We start from the raw sequence: 14,665 nt of genomic DNA on the forward strand, positions 1-14,665 counted from the left end.
CCCATGAACCGCATCGCGCTGCTGCTGCGCGGTCTGCCCGGCTCCGGCAAGACCACCACCGCCGCCCTGCTGCGGGACTCCCTGGTCCCCGCCGTCCGGATCTCCAACGACTCCGTCCGGTACATGGCCCGGCCCCGGGACTTCAGCGACTTCACCCTCGTGGCCTCCGAACTCGGCTGCCTGGACCTGGCCCTGTCCTACCTCGACAGCGGCTTCACCCCCGTGATCGACGGCGTCTTCGAGGACGTGGACTTCCTCGCCGCCCAGGAACTGCGCTTCCAACGCAAGGGCATGCGCCTGGTGACGATCACCCTGGACGGCACCCTGCCCGACCTCCTGGACCGCAACAACGCCCGTGACCCGCTGGCCCGCATGGACGAGGACCGGGTCCGCGAACTGCACCAGCAGTTCCGCCCCGCCGGCCTGCTGCTCGGCATCCACGACAAGCAGCCCGAGGAGGTCGCGGACGACGTCCTGGACCTGCTCGAACTCACCGCACAGGAAGCCGCGGCCGAGCCCCCGGCCACCGAGGACGTGGACGTGCTGTTCCTGCGGCACGGCGCCCCGGACTACCCGAGCGACACCTACCCCGACCCGTACGCGATGGGCCTGTCCGCCCGCGGACGCGACGAGGCGCGCGCCGCCCGGGGAGCCGTCGAACGGTTCGCGCCCGACGCGGTGTACGCCTCCGACTTCCTGCGCGCCCGGGAAACGGCCGCGCTCGTCACCGCCGGACTCGACGTCGAGGTGCACCAGGAGGCCGCCCTGCGCGAACGGGTCTTCCACGCCTTCGCCGGAGTCGACCTGGACGACGTACGGCGACGCCTCGGCCCCGAGGCCGACCGGGTCCTGACCGGCAACAGCGACCTGTGCACGGTCGACGGCGAGGAGAGCTACGAACAGGCCCGCGACCGGGTCCTGGAGTTCTTCGCCACCCTGGCCGCCCGCCACTCCGGCCGGCGGGTGCTGGTGGTGGGACACGGCGGACCGCACCACTGGCTGCTGGAACGGGCCCTGGGCGCCGAACTGCGCGGGGTACGCGCGCTGCGCTGGGAAACCGGCCACTTCTCACGCTTCCGGATCACCCCGGACGGCGTCTCGGTGGACTTCGTCAACCGCTCGCCCGAAGACGTCGCCCGCAGCCCCCAGCCCGCCAAGGAGGCTCCATGACCCTGTGCACACCCCGCGTCGGCGGGCGGGCCCGGGTGGCGGTGGTGGCCACGCCCTTCGGCTTCGGGCCGTCCTCGAAGGCGTACAGCATCGGCCAGGTGCTGGCCCGCGACCACCACCTGGACGTGACGTATTACGGCACCGACTCCGCGCTCGACTTCTTCGCCGCGCAACCGGACGCCCCTGCCCGCCCGTTGGACGTCCCGCCGCCGGGACAGGACCCACCGGCCCTGCGTTCCGCGGACGCCGTGGTCAACGTGCTGGCCCCCGAGCTCATCGGCACGGACCGCCTGGCCGCCCGCACCTACTACGTGGACAGTCTCGGCTTCATGTGGACGGCGGCCGACGTGCCGCCGGACAGTCCGCTGCATCGGGTCCGCGCCTACCTCGCGCAGGACCTCTTCGGCAGCGTCGCCCACCTGGCCCGGCTCGGCCTGCGCGACGTGGTCCCGGTCTCCGGCATCGTCGCCCGGCCCCCGGCTGCCCCGCCGGCGGTCCCGGCGCCGGCGGGCCCGCCCGCAGGGGCCGCCGCCCGGGCCGGCCGCCCCCGGGTGCTGGTGCAGCTCGGCGGCCTGGGCAACCCGGCCGGACGCACCTCCGGCCGGGTGTACCTGGCACTGGTGGAGCGGCTGTTGGCCACCGTGCGGGACGACTCGGTCGAGATGACCGCCGCCATGAACCACGCCAACGGCGCGTTCACCCTGCGGGCCGGGGTGCCGGTCCGCCAACTGTCCGCCGCCGACTTCCGCACCGCGCTGGGGCGGTGCGACGTGGTGCTCAGCTCCCCCGGGATGACCACCCTCGTCGAGGTGTCGCAGGCCGGGCGGCCCTACGTCCCGCTGCCCCCACAGAACTGGAGCCAAGTCCTCATCTGCCGACACCTGTCCGCCCGCTCGGCCCACGACCTGTGGCCGTTCCTCACCGCCCCGTACGACGGCATCGCCGACGGGGCACCCGAGGCGGCGAAGGCCGTCGCCGTCCAGGAGGTCAACCGACGGCTCGGCCGCGACGACGGATACGCGGCGCACTACGCACGACTGGCCCGGCACGCCGTGGGAAACCCCGAGACGCCGGACCTGGGAGCCCCTTTCGACGGGGCGCACGAGGTGGCCGCGGTGGTGGCCGCGGACCTGGCCGCTCGCCGCAGCGCGGTCGAGCCGACGACGGAGGCAACAGCGTCATGACCGAACCGACCACGACTCGCACCCGATCCGCCCTCCTCACCACCCTGCACTCGCTCGCCGACGAGGTCGACGGGGCACGGACGTGGAGCCGGACCTCCCGGGCCATGGCACCGGCGCGCGTCGCCACGGTGTTCGGCTCGGCCCGCACCCAACGGGGCGAGCCGGCCTACGAGATGGCGCAGGAACTGGGCGCCGCCCTCGCCGCCCGCCGCTGGACGACCGTGACCGGCGGCGGCCCCGGGATCATGCAGGCCGTCCGGGACGGCAGCGGCACCTCGCTGTCCCGGGCGGTGCGCATCGAGATCCCCGGCGAGGTGCCCGACACCGTGCTCGACGAGGACCGTTCGCTCACCGTCGGCACCTTCGCGCTGCGCAAGCTGCTCCTGACCCACGACATCGACGCGCTGTTCGTCTTCCCCGGCGGGGTGGGCACGTTCGACGAACTCTTCGAGGTCCTGGTCCACCACGACACCGACCGCCTCGACCGCTTCCCGGTGGTGCTCGTCCAGCCCGAAGGCACCGGCCTGTGGCAGGCGTTCGTGCAGTTCGTGCAGGCACACCTGGTGGACGCCGGGCTCGCCAGCCCCACGGTGGTCAAGGAACTCGTCGTCGCCGAGTCGGTGGAGGCGGCGCTGGCGGCCGTGGGGGCCAACCCACCGGCCACCGTCCCGCAGCCGGGACCCGGCACCGCGCCGAACGCCACCGCAGACCCCGGCACGGAACGGCGGACGGCATGACCGAGCACGCCCGGCCACCGGCCGCCGAGCACCGACCCGTCGACGTCAGCGTCATCATCCCCGCCTACAACGCGCGCGCCACCCTGGAGGCGTGCCTGCTGTCGCTGACGCACCAACGACTGCCGCAGCATGGGTCGTTCGAGGTGCTCGTCATCGACGACGGCTCCACGGACGGCACCGGCCCGATGGTCGACTCCTTCGCCTCCCGCCTGGACCTGCGCTACGTCCACGAGCCCCGCACCCCGGCCTCGGGACGCGCCCGGGCGCGCAACATCGGACTGGCCCTGGCCACCGGCAGCCTCGTCGTGACGCTCGACGCCGACCAGGTCGTGGGCCCCGACTTCCTGGCGGAGCACGTCCGCGCGCACGGCACGGCCGATGACCTGCTGGTCGTCGGCCGGCGCCACCAGCTGGGCGAGGGCACCTTCGACCTGGCGCGGCTGGCCCGAGGGTTCAGCCTCGGGGCGCTGCCGGAGGTGGTGCGCGGCGACGAACGCGAGCCGGTCCTCGCCGCGCTCGCCTGCGAGCTGACCGACCTGCGCACCGCCTGGCACTACCTGTGGACCTGCAACGCCTCGGTGCGGCGCGACCGACTGGCCGCCGTCGGGGGCTTCGACGAGGAGTTCCACGGCTGGGGCCTGGAGGACGCCGAGTTGGGGTACCGGCTCGTCCGGGACGGCGTCCGGATGCACTACAGCACCCGCGCCGCCGTCTACCACGAACACCGCTCCCCGGTCTCCGCGTCGATGTACCGCGCATGGCGGGCGAACCTCGCCCGCTTCGTCCGCAAGCACCCCGACCCCGTGGTCCGGCTCCAGGAGATGTTCGCGCCCGCCATCGATCCGGCCGCGCCGGCGGCGGAGGCGTGGGTGGACACCGCCGTGCGGTTCGAGCACCGCGCCCGGGCGCTGGCCGGCGCCCCCCAGCCGACCCCCCACGGGTGAGCCCCCACGGGTGAGCCCCCACGGGTGAGCCCCCCCGCACCCCTGCCCGCCCACGTCCCGAGAGGCTGCGTCACCCACCATGCACACCCCACCGGAACCGAGGGCCGGGGGCCGCGCGCCGCGCCCCGTGCGACGGCTCGTGTACCTGCCCACCAACCGCCCCTTCGAGGCGGCCTTCCGCTCCGTCGCCGCCGAGGTCGCGGCGCTCCCCGAGGCGGCGCGCCAGCAGGTGACGCTGCTGGTGGTGGACGACTGCCCGCCGCCGGTCTCCCGGGCCAACCGCCAGGTCGCCGAGGACGCCGCCGCGGCCGCCGGCGTCCCGGTGCACGTCTTGGGCACGGACGGATGGACCCGCTTCGTCCACGACGTCCTCGCGACCGCCGCGCTCCCACCGGCCGAGCGCACCGTGGCGGAAGGCGCCCTGTGCAAGCCGACCGGTTCCTACGGCGCCGGCCCCAACAAGGCCGCACTGGTCGCCGCGTACCTGGGCGCACGGACCCTGCACCGGCGCGACAGCGACCAGGTGACCCACGTCGACCCGGCTTCCGGCACCTCCCCGCTGCGGATCGAGGCGGAACTGCTGGACGGGGGCGCCACGGCCGGGAGCAAGGGCGCGTACTGCGTCGGCTCGTCCCTCACCGGCCGCCCGACCCGTGACCGCCGCGACCTGCTGGACCGCTCGGCGGACTTCGTCGACCGCATCGACGCCCTGAGCCGGCTCTCCCCGGCCGAGACCCGGGTCGTCCGGGCGGCGGTCCCGGACCGGCCCGAAGAGGTCGTCGCGCACGGCGGGGTGCCGGCCCGCCGCGACCACACCGGCTCCGTGGAAATGGGCATCGCCGCCCTGCGAGGCGTCCACGCATGGATCCCGGAGATGCCCGCGGTCGGGGTGCTGGGCAGCGACTACTTCCAAAAGGGGCTGCTCTACCAGCTCGAACTCCCCGTCTGGCACCACGACCTGACCGCCGACCACCACTACGAGCCGTGGCGGGCGGAGCAGAGCAGCGCCGAACACCTCGGCTGGTACGCCCGCGCCGAACTGCGCTACGCCGTGCTGCGCAAGCACTGGAACGCCTTCAACGAGGCCCTGATGACCCGGCGCGACCTGCTGCTGCCCGACGGGCAGCACTTCGACTCGGCGGCGTACGCGGAGTTCCTCCTCGACACCGTGGAGCGCGGGGCGGAGCGCACGGCGGCCATCCCGGCGGCGTTCGTCGCGGTCTACCGCGAGGCCGCCGCCGCCGCGTCGGGCGACGTCCGGCGCCGCCTCGAAGTCCGCGTCGCGGCCCTGGAGGAGGCGGCGGGCACGACCGGGCAGTACGTGGCCGACGCCGTGCGGGAGTTCGCGGCGCTGACCCGCCGTTGGCCCGCGCTGGTGGCGGCGGCGGGCCGACTCGGCGCCGACGGCGACCTCGGGCGGTACGCCTGACCCGAGGGGCCCGCCCGCCCCACCCCGAAATCGTTGCGGAACAGCGCTGCGGCCCGCGAAGGAAGCCGCACTCACGGACTGACGAGGAGATCACCATGTGCGGCATCGGCGGCATCCTGCTGAAACGACGCCCTTCCTTCGACCACCGGGCCATGGCCGTACCGCTCGGTGCCTCCCTGGCCCACCGGGGCCGGGACGGAACGGGGGCCTTCAGCGACGACTGGATCTCCCTGCACTCCGCCCGGCACGCCGTCATCGCCGTCGACGACGCCCGCCAGCCGCTGTTCGACGGCGAGCGCGCGCTGGTGATGGTGGGCAACGGCGAGGTGCTCAACTACCGGGAGCTGGGCCACCGGCTGCCCGCCGACCGGCGCCGCCGGATGCCGCCCGGCGACCTCCAGGTGGCCCTCGAACTCTGCGCCGAGCACGGCACGGCGGCCTTCGAGGACCTGCGCGGGCCGTTCGCGCTGGCCGTGTGGGACTCGACCGCCCACGAACTGACCCTGGTCCGCGACCGGCTCGGCGAACGCCCCCTCTACTACTACGACTCGCCCGACCTGTTCGCCTTCGCCTCGGAGCTGCGCTGCCTCACCGCGTGCCTGCCCGGCGAAAGCCTCCGCCTCGACCCGGCCAACGCCCTGGCCTTCCTGGGCCTGGGCCGCCTCCCGGGGGACCGGACCCTGTACCGGGACGTCCGGTCCGTGCCGGCCGGCGGCGTGCTGCGGATCGCCCCCGGTGCCGCCGGCCCGCGCGCGGCGGCCCCGCTCACCCCGGTGTCCGGCCTGCGGGCCGCCCCCGCCGACGAGGACGAGATCGGCCACCTCATCGACCAGGCGCACCGCCGGGCCCTGGTGGCGGACCGCCCGGTCGCGGTGGGGTTCTCCGGGGGCATCGACTCCTCCGCGGTGCTCAAGGCGGCGCTGGAGCACGCGGAGCCCGCGGCGGCCGTCACGGTGTTCTCGGCGCGCTGCCCCGACGAGGACGAGAACCTGCGGCGGGCCCGCGCCCTGGCCCGGAAGTTCGGTGTCGACCTGCACGAGGTGCCGTTCCGCATCCCGTCGCTCGACGCCACGGTGGACCTGCTGAACGACACCCTGGACGGGCCCGCCGCGGAGCCGCTGGTGCTGCACAACGACGCCCTGCACCGCGCCGCGCGGGAGCACTCCGCCGTGCTCCTGGGCGGCCACGGCGCGGACGAGGTGTTCGGCGGCTACGTCCGCTACGCCGCGCTGCGCGCGGACGCGGTGGGCGCCACCACCGAGGAGTGGATGGCCGTGTCGCTGTGGGAACGCTGGAACCGCACCGCCGGCTGGCACAAGTTCGTGACGGACTTCGGCAGCGACGCCGTCGCGCCGGGCACCGCGGCGCTCGGCGACGCCCTGGACCGCCCGTTCCCCTACTCGACGGCCGAGCACCGCGACCCGGTGCTGTTCGGACAGGCCCTCGACCTGTTCCGGCTGATGACGTACGACAACTTCCGTGCGACGGACGAGAACGGCATCGCCCGCGGTGTGGAGGTCCGCTCGCCGTTCTTCGACATCGACCTGGTGGCGGGCGTCTTCAGCTTGCCGGTGGAGCGGCGCATCCGCCCCGACGCGCCCAAGCACCTGCTCCGCGGCGTCTTCCGCGGGACGCCGCTGGCCGGGGAGTTCACCGAGCGCAAGGTGGGCTTCGACGACCACTTCTCGTACGCGGACTGGATGACCGACAACTGGCCCGACTTCTCCTCCGCCCTCGTCGACGGGCCTCTGACCGGCCTCGGGATCCTGCGCGACGGGGCCCTCGACGACCTGGAGAAGTTCGACTGGCGGCTGCTGTGGCGCCTGTTCAGCCTCTCCACGTGGCTGGAGCGGGAGGGCCGACCGCCGGTCGCCGCGCACTGAAGGAGCTTCACCACGCACGTCGGCCACTGCCGGCCCGCCGCGGACGGTCAGCCGTTGGGCAAGATCACCGCACGACCGTCGACCAGACCGGCGTGCAGCCGCTCGTAGGCCAGCGGCGCGTCGTCCAGGGAGAACGTCTCGGTGTGCACGGAGACCGCACCGGAGCGGGCCAGCGCCAGCACCTCCAGCAGCTCGCCCCGGCTTCCCCAGTACGGTGCGCTGACCGACACCTCGAAGGGCAGGTGCCCGAAGCCGACCGGCAGGGCGGCGCCGCCGATGCCCACCAGGCTGACGTCGGCCTCGATGGCGGCGACCGCCCCGGCCGTGGCCACCGTGGGCGCCGCCCCGACGAAGTCGAAGACGGCCTGCGCGCCGATCCCGCCGGTGAGTTCGCGCACCGCGTCCGCGGCCCCGGAGTCGGACCGGACCGCCTCGTGGGCGCCCATCTCGCGGGCCAGCCGCAGCTTGTCGTCGCTCACGTCGAGGGCGACGACGCGGGCCGGGGTCAGGGCCCGCAGCAGCTGGATCGCGACGTGCCCGAGGCCACCGGCGCCGATCACCACCGCCGTGGAGCCGGGCGTCAGCTTGGGCAGCGACCGCTTGATCGCGTGGTACGGCGTCAGCCCCGCGTCCGTGAGCGGTACGGCGGCGACCGGATCGAGTCCGTCCAGCGGCACCAGGTGCCGCGCGTCGTCCACCAGCAGGTACTCGGCGATGGCACCGGGCGCGCCCAGGCCCGGCGGACGGATGCCGAGGGCGTCGGCGCGCAGGCAGTAGTTCTCCTTGCCCGCCGCGCACTTGGCGCAGGTACCGCACCCCCACGGGCCGTACACGGCGACGGCGTCGCCCTCCTGCACCGCGCTGACGCCCGGGCCGAGCGCGGCGACCGTGCCGACGCCCTCGTGGCCCAGGGTGAGCGGGAGGGGGTGGGGGAAGCCCTCGGCGGGGTGGTTCATGACGGCGAAGTCGGAGTGGCACACGCCGGCGGCGGTGACCTTGAGCAGCACCTGGCCGGGGCCGGGCGTCGGGTCGGCAACGTGCACGACCTCGGGCGGTGCGCCGATGGTGCGGTACTGGAGGGCCTTCATGACGGGGGTTCCTTCGCGCGCGGTGGTGCGGGGGAGGGGGACTGTCGGGGGCGCCCGGAGACCGCTACGGGAAGCCGGTCGGCGGGCCGCCGGCGGCCTCGCGGGCCAGGGCGTCGTAGGCGCTCTCCACCAGGGCGAGCAGGCGCCGCGTCGTGGGCGACAGGTGCCGGCCGGGGCGCTGCTCGTCGGCGAGCCAGGCGCCGGCGCCGTCATGCTCGTCACGGTACACCTGCCGTGTCCCATGGGGCATGAGCGCGATGGGGACGCTCCGGGGCCGGGCGGCGCGGCGCTCGGGCCCGCGTGCTACCCCTGCATCCGGCGGGCCCGGGCTTCCAGGTAGCGCTGTTCGGCGAGGCTGGCGGTGGCCTTCGCGGCGCGCCGGAAGTGCGCGTACGCGCCGGCCGTGTCGCCGGTCTTCTCCAGCAGGTGGGCCCGCACGGACAGCAGCCGGTGGTGCCCGGCCATCCGCGCGTCGTCGTCCAAGGTGGCCAGCAGGGCCAGACCGGCCCGCGGGCCCGCGGTTTCGGCGAGTGCGATCGCGCGGTTGAGGGTGACCATCGGGTTGGGCGCGATCCGCTCCAGGATCAGGTAGAGCGCGTGCACCTGCGGCCAGTTGGTCTCGTCGGCGGTGGCCGCGGCGGCGTGCGTGGCGGCGATGGCGGCCTGGAGTTGGTACGGCCCGAGTGCCGGGCCGGCCAGCGACGCCTTGACCAGCGCCAGCCCCTCGTTGATCAGCGCCCGGTCCCAGGCCCCGCGGTCCTGCTCGTCCAGCGGCACCAGGTCACCGGCCGGCGTCGTCCGGGCCTCCCGGCGGGCGTGGGTCAGCAGCATCAGCGCGAGCAGCCCGGTCACCTCGCCGTCGTCCGGCAGCTGCGCGTGCACCATCCTGACCAGTCGGATCGCCTCGTGCGCGAGGTCGGCGCGGTGCAGCTCGCTGCCCGAGGAGGCCGTGTAGCCCTCGTTGAAGATCAGGTAGAGCACGTGCAGGACGACCCGCAGCCGCTCCTCGCGCTCCGCGCCGTCCGGCAGGCCGAACGCGCTGCCGGCCGCCTTGATCCGCTGCTTGGCCCGGCTGATCCTGGCCGCCATCGTGGCCTCCGGCACCAGGAAGGCCCGGGCGATCTCGGCGGTGGTCAGGCCGCCGACCGCGCGCAGCGTCAGGGCGGTCTGGGAGGCGGCGGTCAGCGTCGGGTGGCAGCACAGAAACAGCAGCACCAGCGAGTCGTCGGTGTCCGGCACGTCCTCGGGCACCACCTCGGTGGCCGTCGCCGACTCGCGCTCGCGGCGGGCGCGGTCGCTGCGCAGCTGGTCGATGAGGCGCCGGGACGCGACGGTCACCAGCCAGCCGCGCGGGTTGGTCGGCACCCCGTCGGCCGGCCACTGCAAGGTGGCGGCGAGCACCGCTTCCTGCACGGCGTCCTCGCACCCCTCGAACTGGCCGTACCGACGTACCAACGTGCCGAGGACCTGCGGCGCGAGCGCACGCAGCAGGTCCTCGAAGTCGTGCGTTGTCATGCCTCCAATTGTCCGTCGGCGAACATCACCTGCCGCACCTCGACCCCCAGCCCCGCGATCGCGGTGTCCGGGATCTGCGCGGCCAGTTCGATCGCCCGCTCCTTGTCCTCGCAGTCGACCAGGTAGAAGCCGCCCAGGTACTCCTTGGACTCCAGGAAGGGGCCGTCGGTCACCACCGGCTGGCCGTTGCGCACGGACACCACGACCGCCTGCGACGGGTCGACCAGCGCCTGCGTGGTGATCAGTTCGCCGGACTCCTTCAGGGCCGCGATGAACCTGCCGTGCCCTTCGCCGATCGCCGCCTTCTCCTCGTCGGTCAACGCGTCCAGCACGGCCGGGTTGATGTGCATGCTGATCAGGAACTGCATGTCGTACTCCTCGTACTCCTGGTGGGTCGCGAGCCCCGTGCGGGGCCTGCCACCGGTCGGTCGGAGCCGCCGTCGCCTTCTTGACGTCGCCCGCCGGAACTTTTGCACGGGATTTCACAGCGGCCCCGCACCCACCGCCCGCACCACCCACATGGCGCGCAGGTCCACGCCGTCACCCCGGCGCCCGCCCTGCCCCGCCCCGCCGCGGCGGAACGTCCCGTCCGCAGCGATGTCAAGAAGCTCCCGACCGCTCCGACCGACCGGCGGAACATCGAGAGAACAGGGAGTTTCGAACATGCGAGTCAACCGGGCGTGGCTGGGACTGGTCGTCCTCATGCTGCCGACACTGCTCGTCTCCATGGACATGACGGCATTGCTCCTCGCGCTCCCGCAGCTGAGCGCCGACCTGGGCGCCACCAACGTCCAGCAGCTGTGGATCAGCGACGGCTACGGACTCATGGTGGGCGGTCTGGTCATCACGATGGGGACGCTCGGCGACCGGATCGGCCGCCGCCGGCTGCTGCTGAGCGGCGGAGCGGCGTTCGCGGTGCTGTCGGTCGTGGCCGCCTGCGCGACCAGCCCGCTGATGCTGATCGTGACACGGGCACTGCTGGGCGTCGCCGGCGCGACCCTGACGCCGTCCACCCTCGCCCTGATCACCAACATGTTCCGGGACGGGCGGCAGCGCGGACGGGCCATCGCGATCTGGGCCACCTGCCAGTTCACCGGCGGCGCGCTCGGGCCGGTGCTCGCCGGATTCCTGCTCCAGCACTTCTGGTGGGGATCGGTCTTCCTGGCCGCCGTGCCGGCGATGGCCTTGTTGCTGCTCGCCGGGCCGGTCCTGCTGCCGGAGTTCCGCGACGAGCGGGCCGGCCGGCCGGACCTGCCCAGCGTCGCACTGTCGCTGGTGGCCGTGCTGCTGGTGGTCTACGGCGCCAAGCAGCTCACCGTCGAGAGCCGGCCGGTGGTGCCGGCGGTGGTCCTGCTCGTCGGCGCGGCCGTCGGATCGCTGTTCGTGCGCCGGCAGCTGCGCCTGCGGACGCCGCTGCTGGACCTGCGGCTGTTCCGCAACCGTCCGGTCGCGGCCGTCCTCGTCGCGCTGGTCCTCGCCGGCGTCGCCATGGCCGGCACGGGCCTGCTGGTGACCCAGTACCTGCAGAGCGTGCTGGGCTTCTCGCCGATGGCGTCGGCGCTGCTGTTCGCACCGATGGGCCTGGGGGTGGCGGTCGGCACCACGTGCGCGCCGGCGCTGGCCCGGCGGATGCCGCAGACGACCGCGATCGCCGGCGGGTTGGCGGTGTCGGCGCTGGGCGGCCTGTTGCTGGTCGGCGTCGACGGGGCGCGCGCCCTGCCGCTGGTGATGACAGCCATCGCCGTCCTGGCGTTGGGCACCGGTCCGCTCTTCGCGCTGGGCACCGGGCGGATCGTCGGCTCCGTGGCGCCGGAGCGGGCCGGCTCGGCGGCGTCGCTGTCGGAGACCGGGAACTACGTCGGCGGATCGCTCGGCTTCGTGCTGCTCGGGCTGGTGGCCGCGGGCGTCTACCGCAGCCGGACGCACGGCAGCTCCGACTCGCTGGCCGGCGCGGTGGCCGCCAGCCGGCAGCTGCCCGCCGACCAGGGCGCGGAACTGCTGCACACCGCGCGGGCGGCGTTCACGGCCGGCCTGCACGTCACCGGCGTGATCGCCGCGGTCCTCTTCGCCGGGTCGGCCGTACTCATCGTGGCCATGCGCCCGGCATCCCCGCCGGCCACCGCCGCCCCGGCCACTCCGGCCGGCGTCCCCGACTACGAGCCGAACCGTTCGTAGGGCCGTCGGGGGTCGGGCCCCTTGCCGGCCGGGCCGAAGCCCGGTCGGCAAGAGGGGAACCGCCTGCCTCAGGCCCTGCCGGAACTCTTGTGGAAGTCGGCGTTGAATGCCTTCTCGATTCCGCTGACGACCGCGGAGTCACTGACGATGAGGCCGAGTTCGCGATTGTTGTTGAGTGAATTGTTGGAGAAGTTCTCCGAGCCGGCGAACACCTTCGCGGCGGCCGTGCCGTAGTCGGTGACGATCGCCTTTGCGTGGATGTAGTAACCGGTGGAACTCGTGTAGGTGGTCACCTTGCCGCCCGCGGCGGTGACCTTCTTCAGCTGCTTGCTGTACTTCGAGCCCTGGTTCTCGGCGACCACCCGCACGGTGACGCCGCGCTTCGCGTCCGCCACGACGGCATTCACCAGGGCGGCGTCGCCGAATTCCTCCTGCTGGACGTCGAGAGTGTGCTTCGCCCCCTTGATCAGGGCCAGGAGGTGGCTTTGCGAGTCGGTCGGCGACCAGACCAGGTCGGTGCCGTCGGACGGGGTGACGGCGGTCTTGTGGAAGTCGGCGTCGAAGACCTTCTCGATCGCCGTGACATCGGCCTTGTCGGAGTCGAAAACCCCGTAGTCACGCGAGGTCGCGTAGTACTTCGTGTCGAAGTTGCCGGTGCTGACGTATGACCTGGTGCCGTCGACGGTGATCGTCTTCTGGTGCGTGTACACGTAGTCCGAGGACGAATACGTCACCCCGGCGCCGGCCGCGGACAGCGCCTTGTAGGCGGCGCCGTCGATGGACTGGTGCTGGGAGTCGAAGACCACCCGGACCTTGACGCCGGCCTTTTCCTGCTTGACCAGGGCGTTGACGAGGGTGGTGTCACGCAGTTCGTAGATCGTCACGTCGACCGACTTCTTGGCCGAGTTGACGAAGTCGTAGATCGCCCCTTCTTTCTGGTCCGGCAGGACCACCAGGGAGAAGGAGCCGGCCGCATGAGCGGTGGCGGGCACGAAGGCACCTACCGCGGCCAAGGCGCCTGCGGTCAGGGCGGGGACGAGACGGCGAGTGGGGCGCACCGGAACTCTCCTGACGTGGTGGAGGAGACGCGCAACGCGCGTAGTGCACCCCAGTAAGACACAGCCCCGAGGGGCGGCTGAAGCCCAGTTGAGTGAATAGCAGGGCAGCGTTGTGCAAAGCCACGCCATAGCTGATGCCAAGTCAAATGTGAGGTGAATTGCGATGGTTGGGTTCGCGGAATTCTGTCGGGCGCCCGGGGCGGGCATCCGTGGTGCCGCGTCAGATGGGGAGTGCGGTGCCGCGGGAATATTCCGTTGTGGGTTCGGGGGCGCGACCGTAGCGTCACGGGCATGTCCCTCCGTCTTCGTTTGCGTCAAGCCCTTCCCGAAGCGCTGCGTGCCCGCGACAAGGTCGCGGTGAGCGCGCTGCGCGCCACGCTCTCCGCGCTGGACAACGCCGAGGCCGTGCCCGTGGGAGCGGCCGAGCTGCGCGGCGTGGCCCTCGAAGCGGCACCGGTCGGCGCCGGCGCCACCGAGGCGTTGCGGCGTGAGCTGGGCGAACGCGAGGTGCTGGCCATCGTGCGGGCGGAGATCGACGAACGGCTCGACGTGGCCGCGCAGTTGACGGACTCCGCGCACGCCGACCGGGCCGCGCGGCTGCGCGCGGAGGCCGAGGTGCTGCTCCGGATGGTCGACGGTCCCGACGTCGTCCAGGCGCCGCATTCCGCGCCGGGGAATTCCTCGCCGGGTGCGGTGCGGAGGGTGCCGCGCCCGGCGGATATGTGAAATTCGGGTCAGCCGTTAAGCGGGCGATGTCAGTTCGCGACCCTCGTGGGATGCGGCGCGTCATTCGGTGAGTGTGCAGTATTTTGCATTAATCTCCCTTCACCGTATGAAGTCGATCAATCGCTGATCGTATCCGCGCGAATTTCGGAGATGACATGCGCAAGCTTCGCAAGGCATCCATCGTGGTGGCCCTTCTCGGCAGCATCAGCCTCCTCGGTGCCGGTAGTGCCCAGGCCAATACGGGCCCCGACCACGGCGGCCCCCAGGTGAGCCAGAAGAGCACCTTCCAGCAGCAGTCGAGCGGCCGGCACCACGGCAAGCGCGGTGGCCGAAAGGTCATCATCCGGCAGAGCACCCGCTGCCGGACGTTCGAGAACAACATCGATGTCCTCGGCGGGTTCGGATTCCTCCACCACTGGGGCCACGAGCACCGGGGTTGGGACCGGCGGGGCGTGCGCGTCAACAGGATCGGTTCGACCGTGGGGTGCAACAACGTCATCCGTCTCTGACGGGTCGTCATTGCGGTGGCGCGGGCGGCGCACGGGTAATTCCCCGGCCGTTCGGCGACCGCGCGCTCACGGTGGCCGTCAGGGCGCCGTCCACTTCCCGGACGGTGCCCTGGCGGCATTTTCGTGCGCCCGACGCGGTGCTGCGGAGTCGCGGCGAAGCGCGCGTCCGGCCCCGATGGCGGAGTACCCGCCGACGCGTTTCGGGCGGCCGGGGTGTCCGCTCGGGCCGCCTTGGAATCCTTCGAGA

The 14,665-nt window shown here is 73.1% G+C and carries 14 protein-coding genes; 9 read left to right on the plus strand and 5 right to left on the minus strand.

The features are described from left to right. Nucleotides 1–3: 3 nt before the first annotated feature. The 6 genes from ABD385_RS19690 (at nucleotide 4) to ABD385_RS19715 (ending at nucleotide 7,347) form a co-directional block, all read left to right on the plus strand. The gene (locus ABD385_RS19690; RefSeq protein WP_344577714.1) at nucleotides 4–1,170 is read left to right on the plus strand and encodes a histidine phosphatase family protein; all 1,167 of its coding nucleotides are present in this window, start codon (nucleotides 4–6) and stop codon (nucleotides 1,168–1,170) included. Next, entirely contained in the window at nucleotides 1,167–2,354 is a 1,188-nt protein-coding gene (locus ABD385_RS19695; RefSeq protein WP_344577716.1) for a hypothetical protein, read from the plus strand. Before ABD385_RS19690 ends, ABD385_RS19695 begins: the two co-directional genes overlap by 4 nt. Further along, entirely contained in the window at nucleotides 2,351–3,091 is a 741-nt protein-coding gene (locus ABD385_RS19700) for an LOG family protein (RefSeq protein WP_344577718.1), read from the plus strand. Before ABD385_RS19695 ends, ABD385_RS19700 begins: the two co-directional genes overlap by 4 nt. Further along, a complete protein-coding gene (locus tag ABD385_RS19705; protein WP_344577719.1) occupies nucleotides 3,088–4,035 on the plus strand; it encodes a glycosyltransferase family 2 protein in 948 nt (315 codons plus the stop codon). The genes ABD385_RS19700 and ABD385_RS19705 overlap by 4 nt, the downstream gene beginning before the upstream one ends. Nucleotides 4,036–4,162: 127 nt before the next feature. Further along, entirely contained in the window at nucleotides 4,163–5,464 is a 1,302-nt protein-coding gene (locus tag ABD385_RS19710) for a DUF6271 family protein (RefSeq protein WP_344577721.1), read from the plus strand. Nucleotides 5,465–5,559: 95 nt separating this feature from the next. Then, nucleotides 5,560–7,347 carry an asparagine synthetase B family protein gene (locus ABD385_RS19715; protein WP_344577723.1) on the plus strand — a complete coding sequence of 596 codons (1,788 nt, stop codon included), beginning with the start codon at nucleotides 5,560–5,562 and terminating at the stop codon, nucleotides 7,345–7,347. 47 nt (nucleotides 7,348–7,394) lie between these two features. On the opposite strand, the gene ABD385_RS19720 is transcribed toward ABD385_RS19715, so the two are convergent. The 4 genes from ABD385_RS19720 to ABD385_RS19735 all read right to left on the minus strand — a co-directional run bounded on the left by ABD385_RS19720 (nucleotide 7,395) and on the right by ABD385_RS19735 (nucleotide 10,318). Continuing rightward, nucleotides 7,395–8,435 (minus strand): NAD(P)-dependent alcohol dehydrogenase, encoded by a 1,041-nt coding sequence (locus tag ABD385_RS19720; RefSeq protein WP_344577724.1) that lies wholly within the window; start codon nucleotides 8,433–8,435, stop codon nucleotides 7,395–7,397. Between the two features lie 64 nt (nucleotides 8,436–8,499). Beyond that, the gene (locus tag ABD385_RS19725) at nucleotides 8,500–8,685 is read right to left on the minus strand and encodes a hypothetical protein (protein ID WP_344577725.1); all 186 of its coding nucleotides are present in this window, start codon (nucleotides 8,683–8,685) and stop codon (nucleotides 8,500–8,502) included. Between the two features lie 53 nt (nucleotides 8,686–8,738). Further along, nucleotides 8,739–9,950: an RNA polymerase sigma factor gene (locus tag ABD385_RS19730; protein ID WP_344577727.1), complete on the minus strand. Its 1,212-nt coding sequence runs from the start codon at nucleotides 9,948–9,950 to the stop codon at nucleotides 8,739–8,741. Further along, nucleotides 9,947–10,318: a YciI family protein gene (locus ABD385_RS19735; protein ID WP_344577729.1), complete on the minus strand. Its 372-nt coding sequence runs from the start codon at nucleotides 10,316–10,318 to the stop codon at nucleotides 9,947–9,949. Before ABD385_RS19735 ends, ABD385_RS19730 begins: the two co-directional genes overlap by 4 nt. A 295-nt stretch (nucleotides 10,319–10,613) precedes the next feature. On the opposite strand from ABD385_RS19735, the gene ABD385_RS19740 reads away from it, so the two are divergent. Next, nucleotides 10,614–12,125, plus strand: a complete 1,512-nt coding sequence (locus ABD385_RS19740; RefSeq protein WP_344577730.1) for an MFS transporter — start codon at nucleotides 10,614–10,616, stop codon at nucleotides 12,123–12,125. 68 nt (nucleotides 12,126–12,193) lie between these two features. Here ABD385_RS19740 and ABD385_RS19745 read toward each other — a convergent pair whose 3' ends face one another. Continuing rightward, nucleotides 12,194–13,117 carry a phospholipase D-like domain-containing protein gene (locus tag ABD385_RS19745; protein WP_344577732.1) on the minus strand — a complete coding sequence of 308 codons (924 nt, stop codon included), beginning with the start codon at nucleotides 13,115–13,117 and terminating at the stop codon, nucleotides 12,194–12,196. Between the two features lie 399 nt (nucleotides 13,118–13,516). Here ABD385_RS19745 and ABD385_RS19750 point away from each other — a divergent pair, with 399 nt between their 5' ends. Then, nucleotides 13,517–13,909, plus strand: coding sequence for a GatB/YqeY domain-containing protein (locus ABD385_RS19750; protein ID WP_344578119.1), 393 nt, complete (start codon nucleotides 13,517–13,519; stop codon nucleotides 13,907–13,909). 155 nt (nucleotides 13,910–14,064) lie between these two features. Next, nucleotides 14,065–14,418 (plus strand): hypothetical protein, encoded by a 354-nt coding sequence (locus ABD385_RS19755; RefSeq protein WP_344577734.1) that lies wholly within the window; start codon nucleotides 14,065–14,067, stop codon nucleotides 14,416–14,418. Nucleotides 14,419–14,665: the final 247 nt, after the last annotated feature.

Origin of the sequence: Streptomyces lunalinharesii (assembly GCF_039532155.1) — a bacterium.
In the GTDB taxonomy this organism is placed as follows: domain Bacteria; phylum Actinomycetota; class Actinomycetes; order Streptomycetales; family Streptomycetaceae; genus Streptomyces; species Streptomyces lunalinharesii.

Excerpts from the sequence above, each read along its gene's own strand:
- ABD385_RS19690 (WP_344577714.1), top strand. The coding sequence starts at position 4 with ATGAACCGCATCGCGCTGCTGCTGCGCGGTCTGCCCGGCTCCGGCAAG.
- ABD385_RS19695 (WP_344577716.1), top strand. The coding sequence starts at position 1,167 with ATGACCCTGTGCACACCCCGCGTCGGCGGGCGGGCCCGGGTGGCGGTG.
- ABD385_RS19700 (WP_344577718.1), top strand. The coding sequence starts at position 2,351 with ATGACCGAACCGACCACGACTCGCACCCGATCCGCCCTCCTCACCACC.
- ABD385_RS19705 (WP_344577719.1), top strand. The coding sequence starts at position 3,088 with ATGACCGAGCACGCCCGGCCACCGGCCGCCGAGCACCGACCCGTCGAC.
- ABD385_RS19715 (WP_344577723.1), top strand. The coding sequence starts at position 5,560 with ATGTGCGGCATCGGCGGCATCCTGCTGAAACGACGCCCTTCCTTCGAC.
- ABD385_RS19720 (WP_344577724.1), bottom strand. The coding sequence starts at position 8,435 with ATGAAGGCCCTCCAGTACCGCACCATCGGCGCACCGCCCGAGGTCGTG.
- ABD385_RS19725 (WP_344577725.1), bottom strand. The coding sequence starts at position 8,685 with ATGCCCCATGGGACACGGCAGGTGTACCGTGACGAGCATGACGGCGCC.
- ABD385_RS19730 (WP_344577727.1), bottom strand. The coding sequence starts at position 9,950 with ATGACAACGCACGACTTCGAGGACCTGCTGCGTGCGCTCGCGCCGCAG.
- ABD385_RS19735 (WP_344577729.1), bottom strand. The coding sequence starts at position 10,318 with ATGCAGTTCCTGATCAGCATGCACATCAACCCGGCCGTGCTGGACGCG.
- ABD385_RS19740 (WP_344577730.1), top strand. The coding sequence starts at position 10,614 with ATGCGAGTCAACCGGGCGTGGCTGGGACTGGTCGTCCTCATGCTGCCG.
- ABD385_RS19755 (WP_344577734.1), top strand. The coding sequence starts at position 14,065 with ATGCGCAAGCTTCGCAAGGCATCCATCGTGGTGGCCCTTCTCGGCAGC.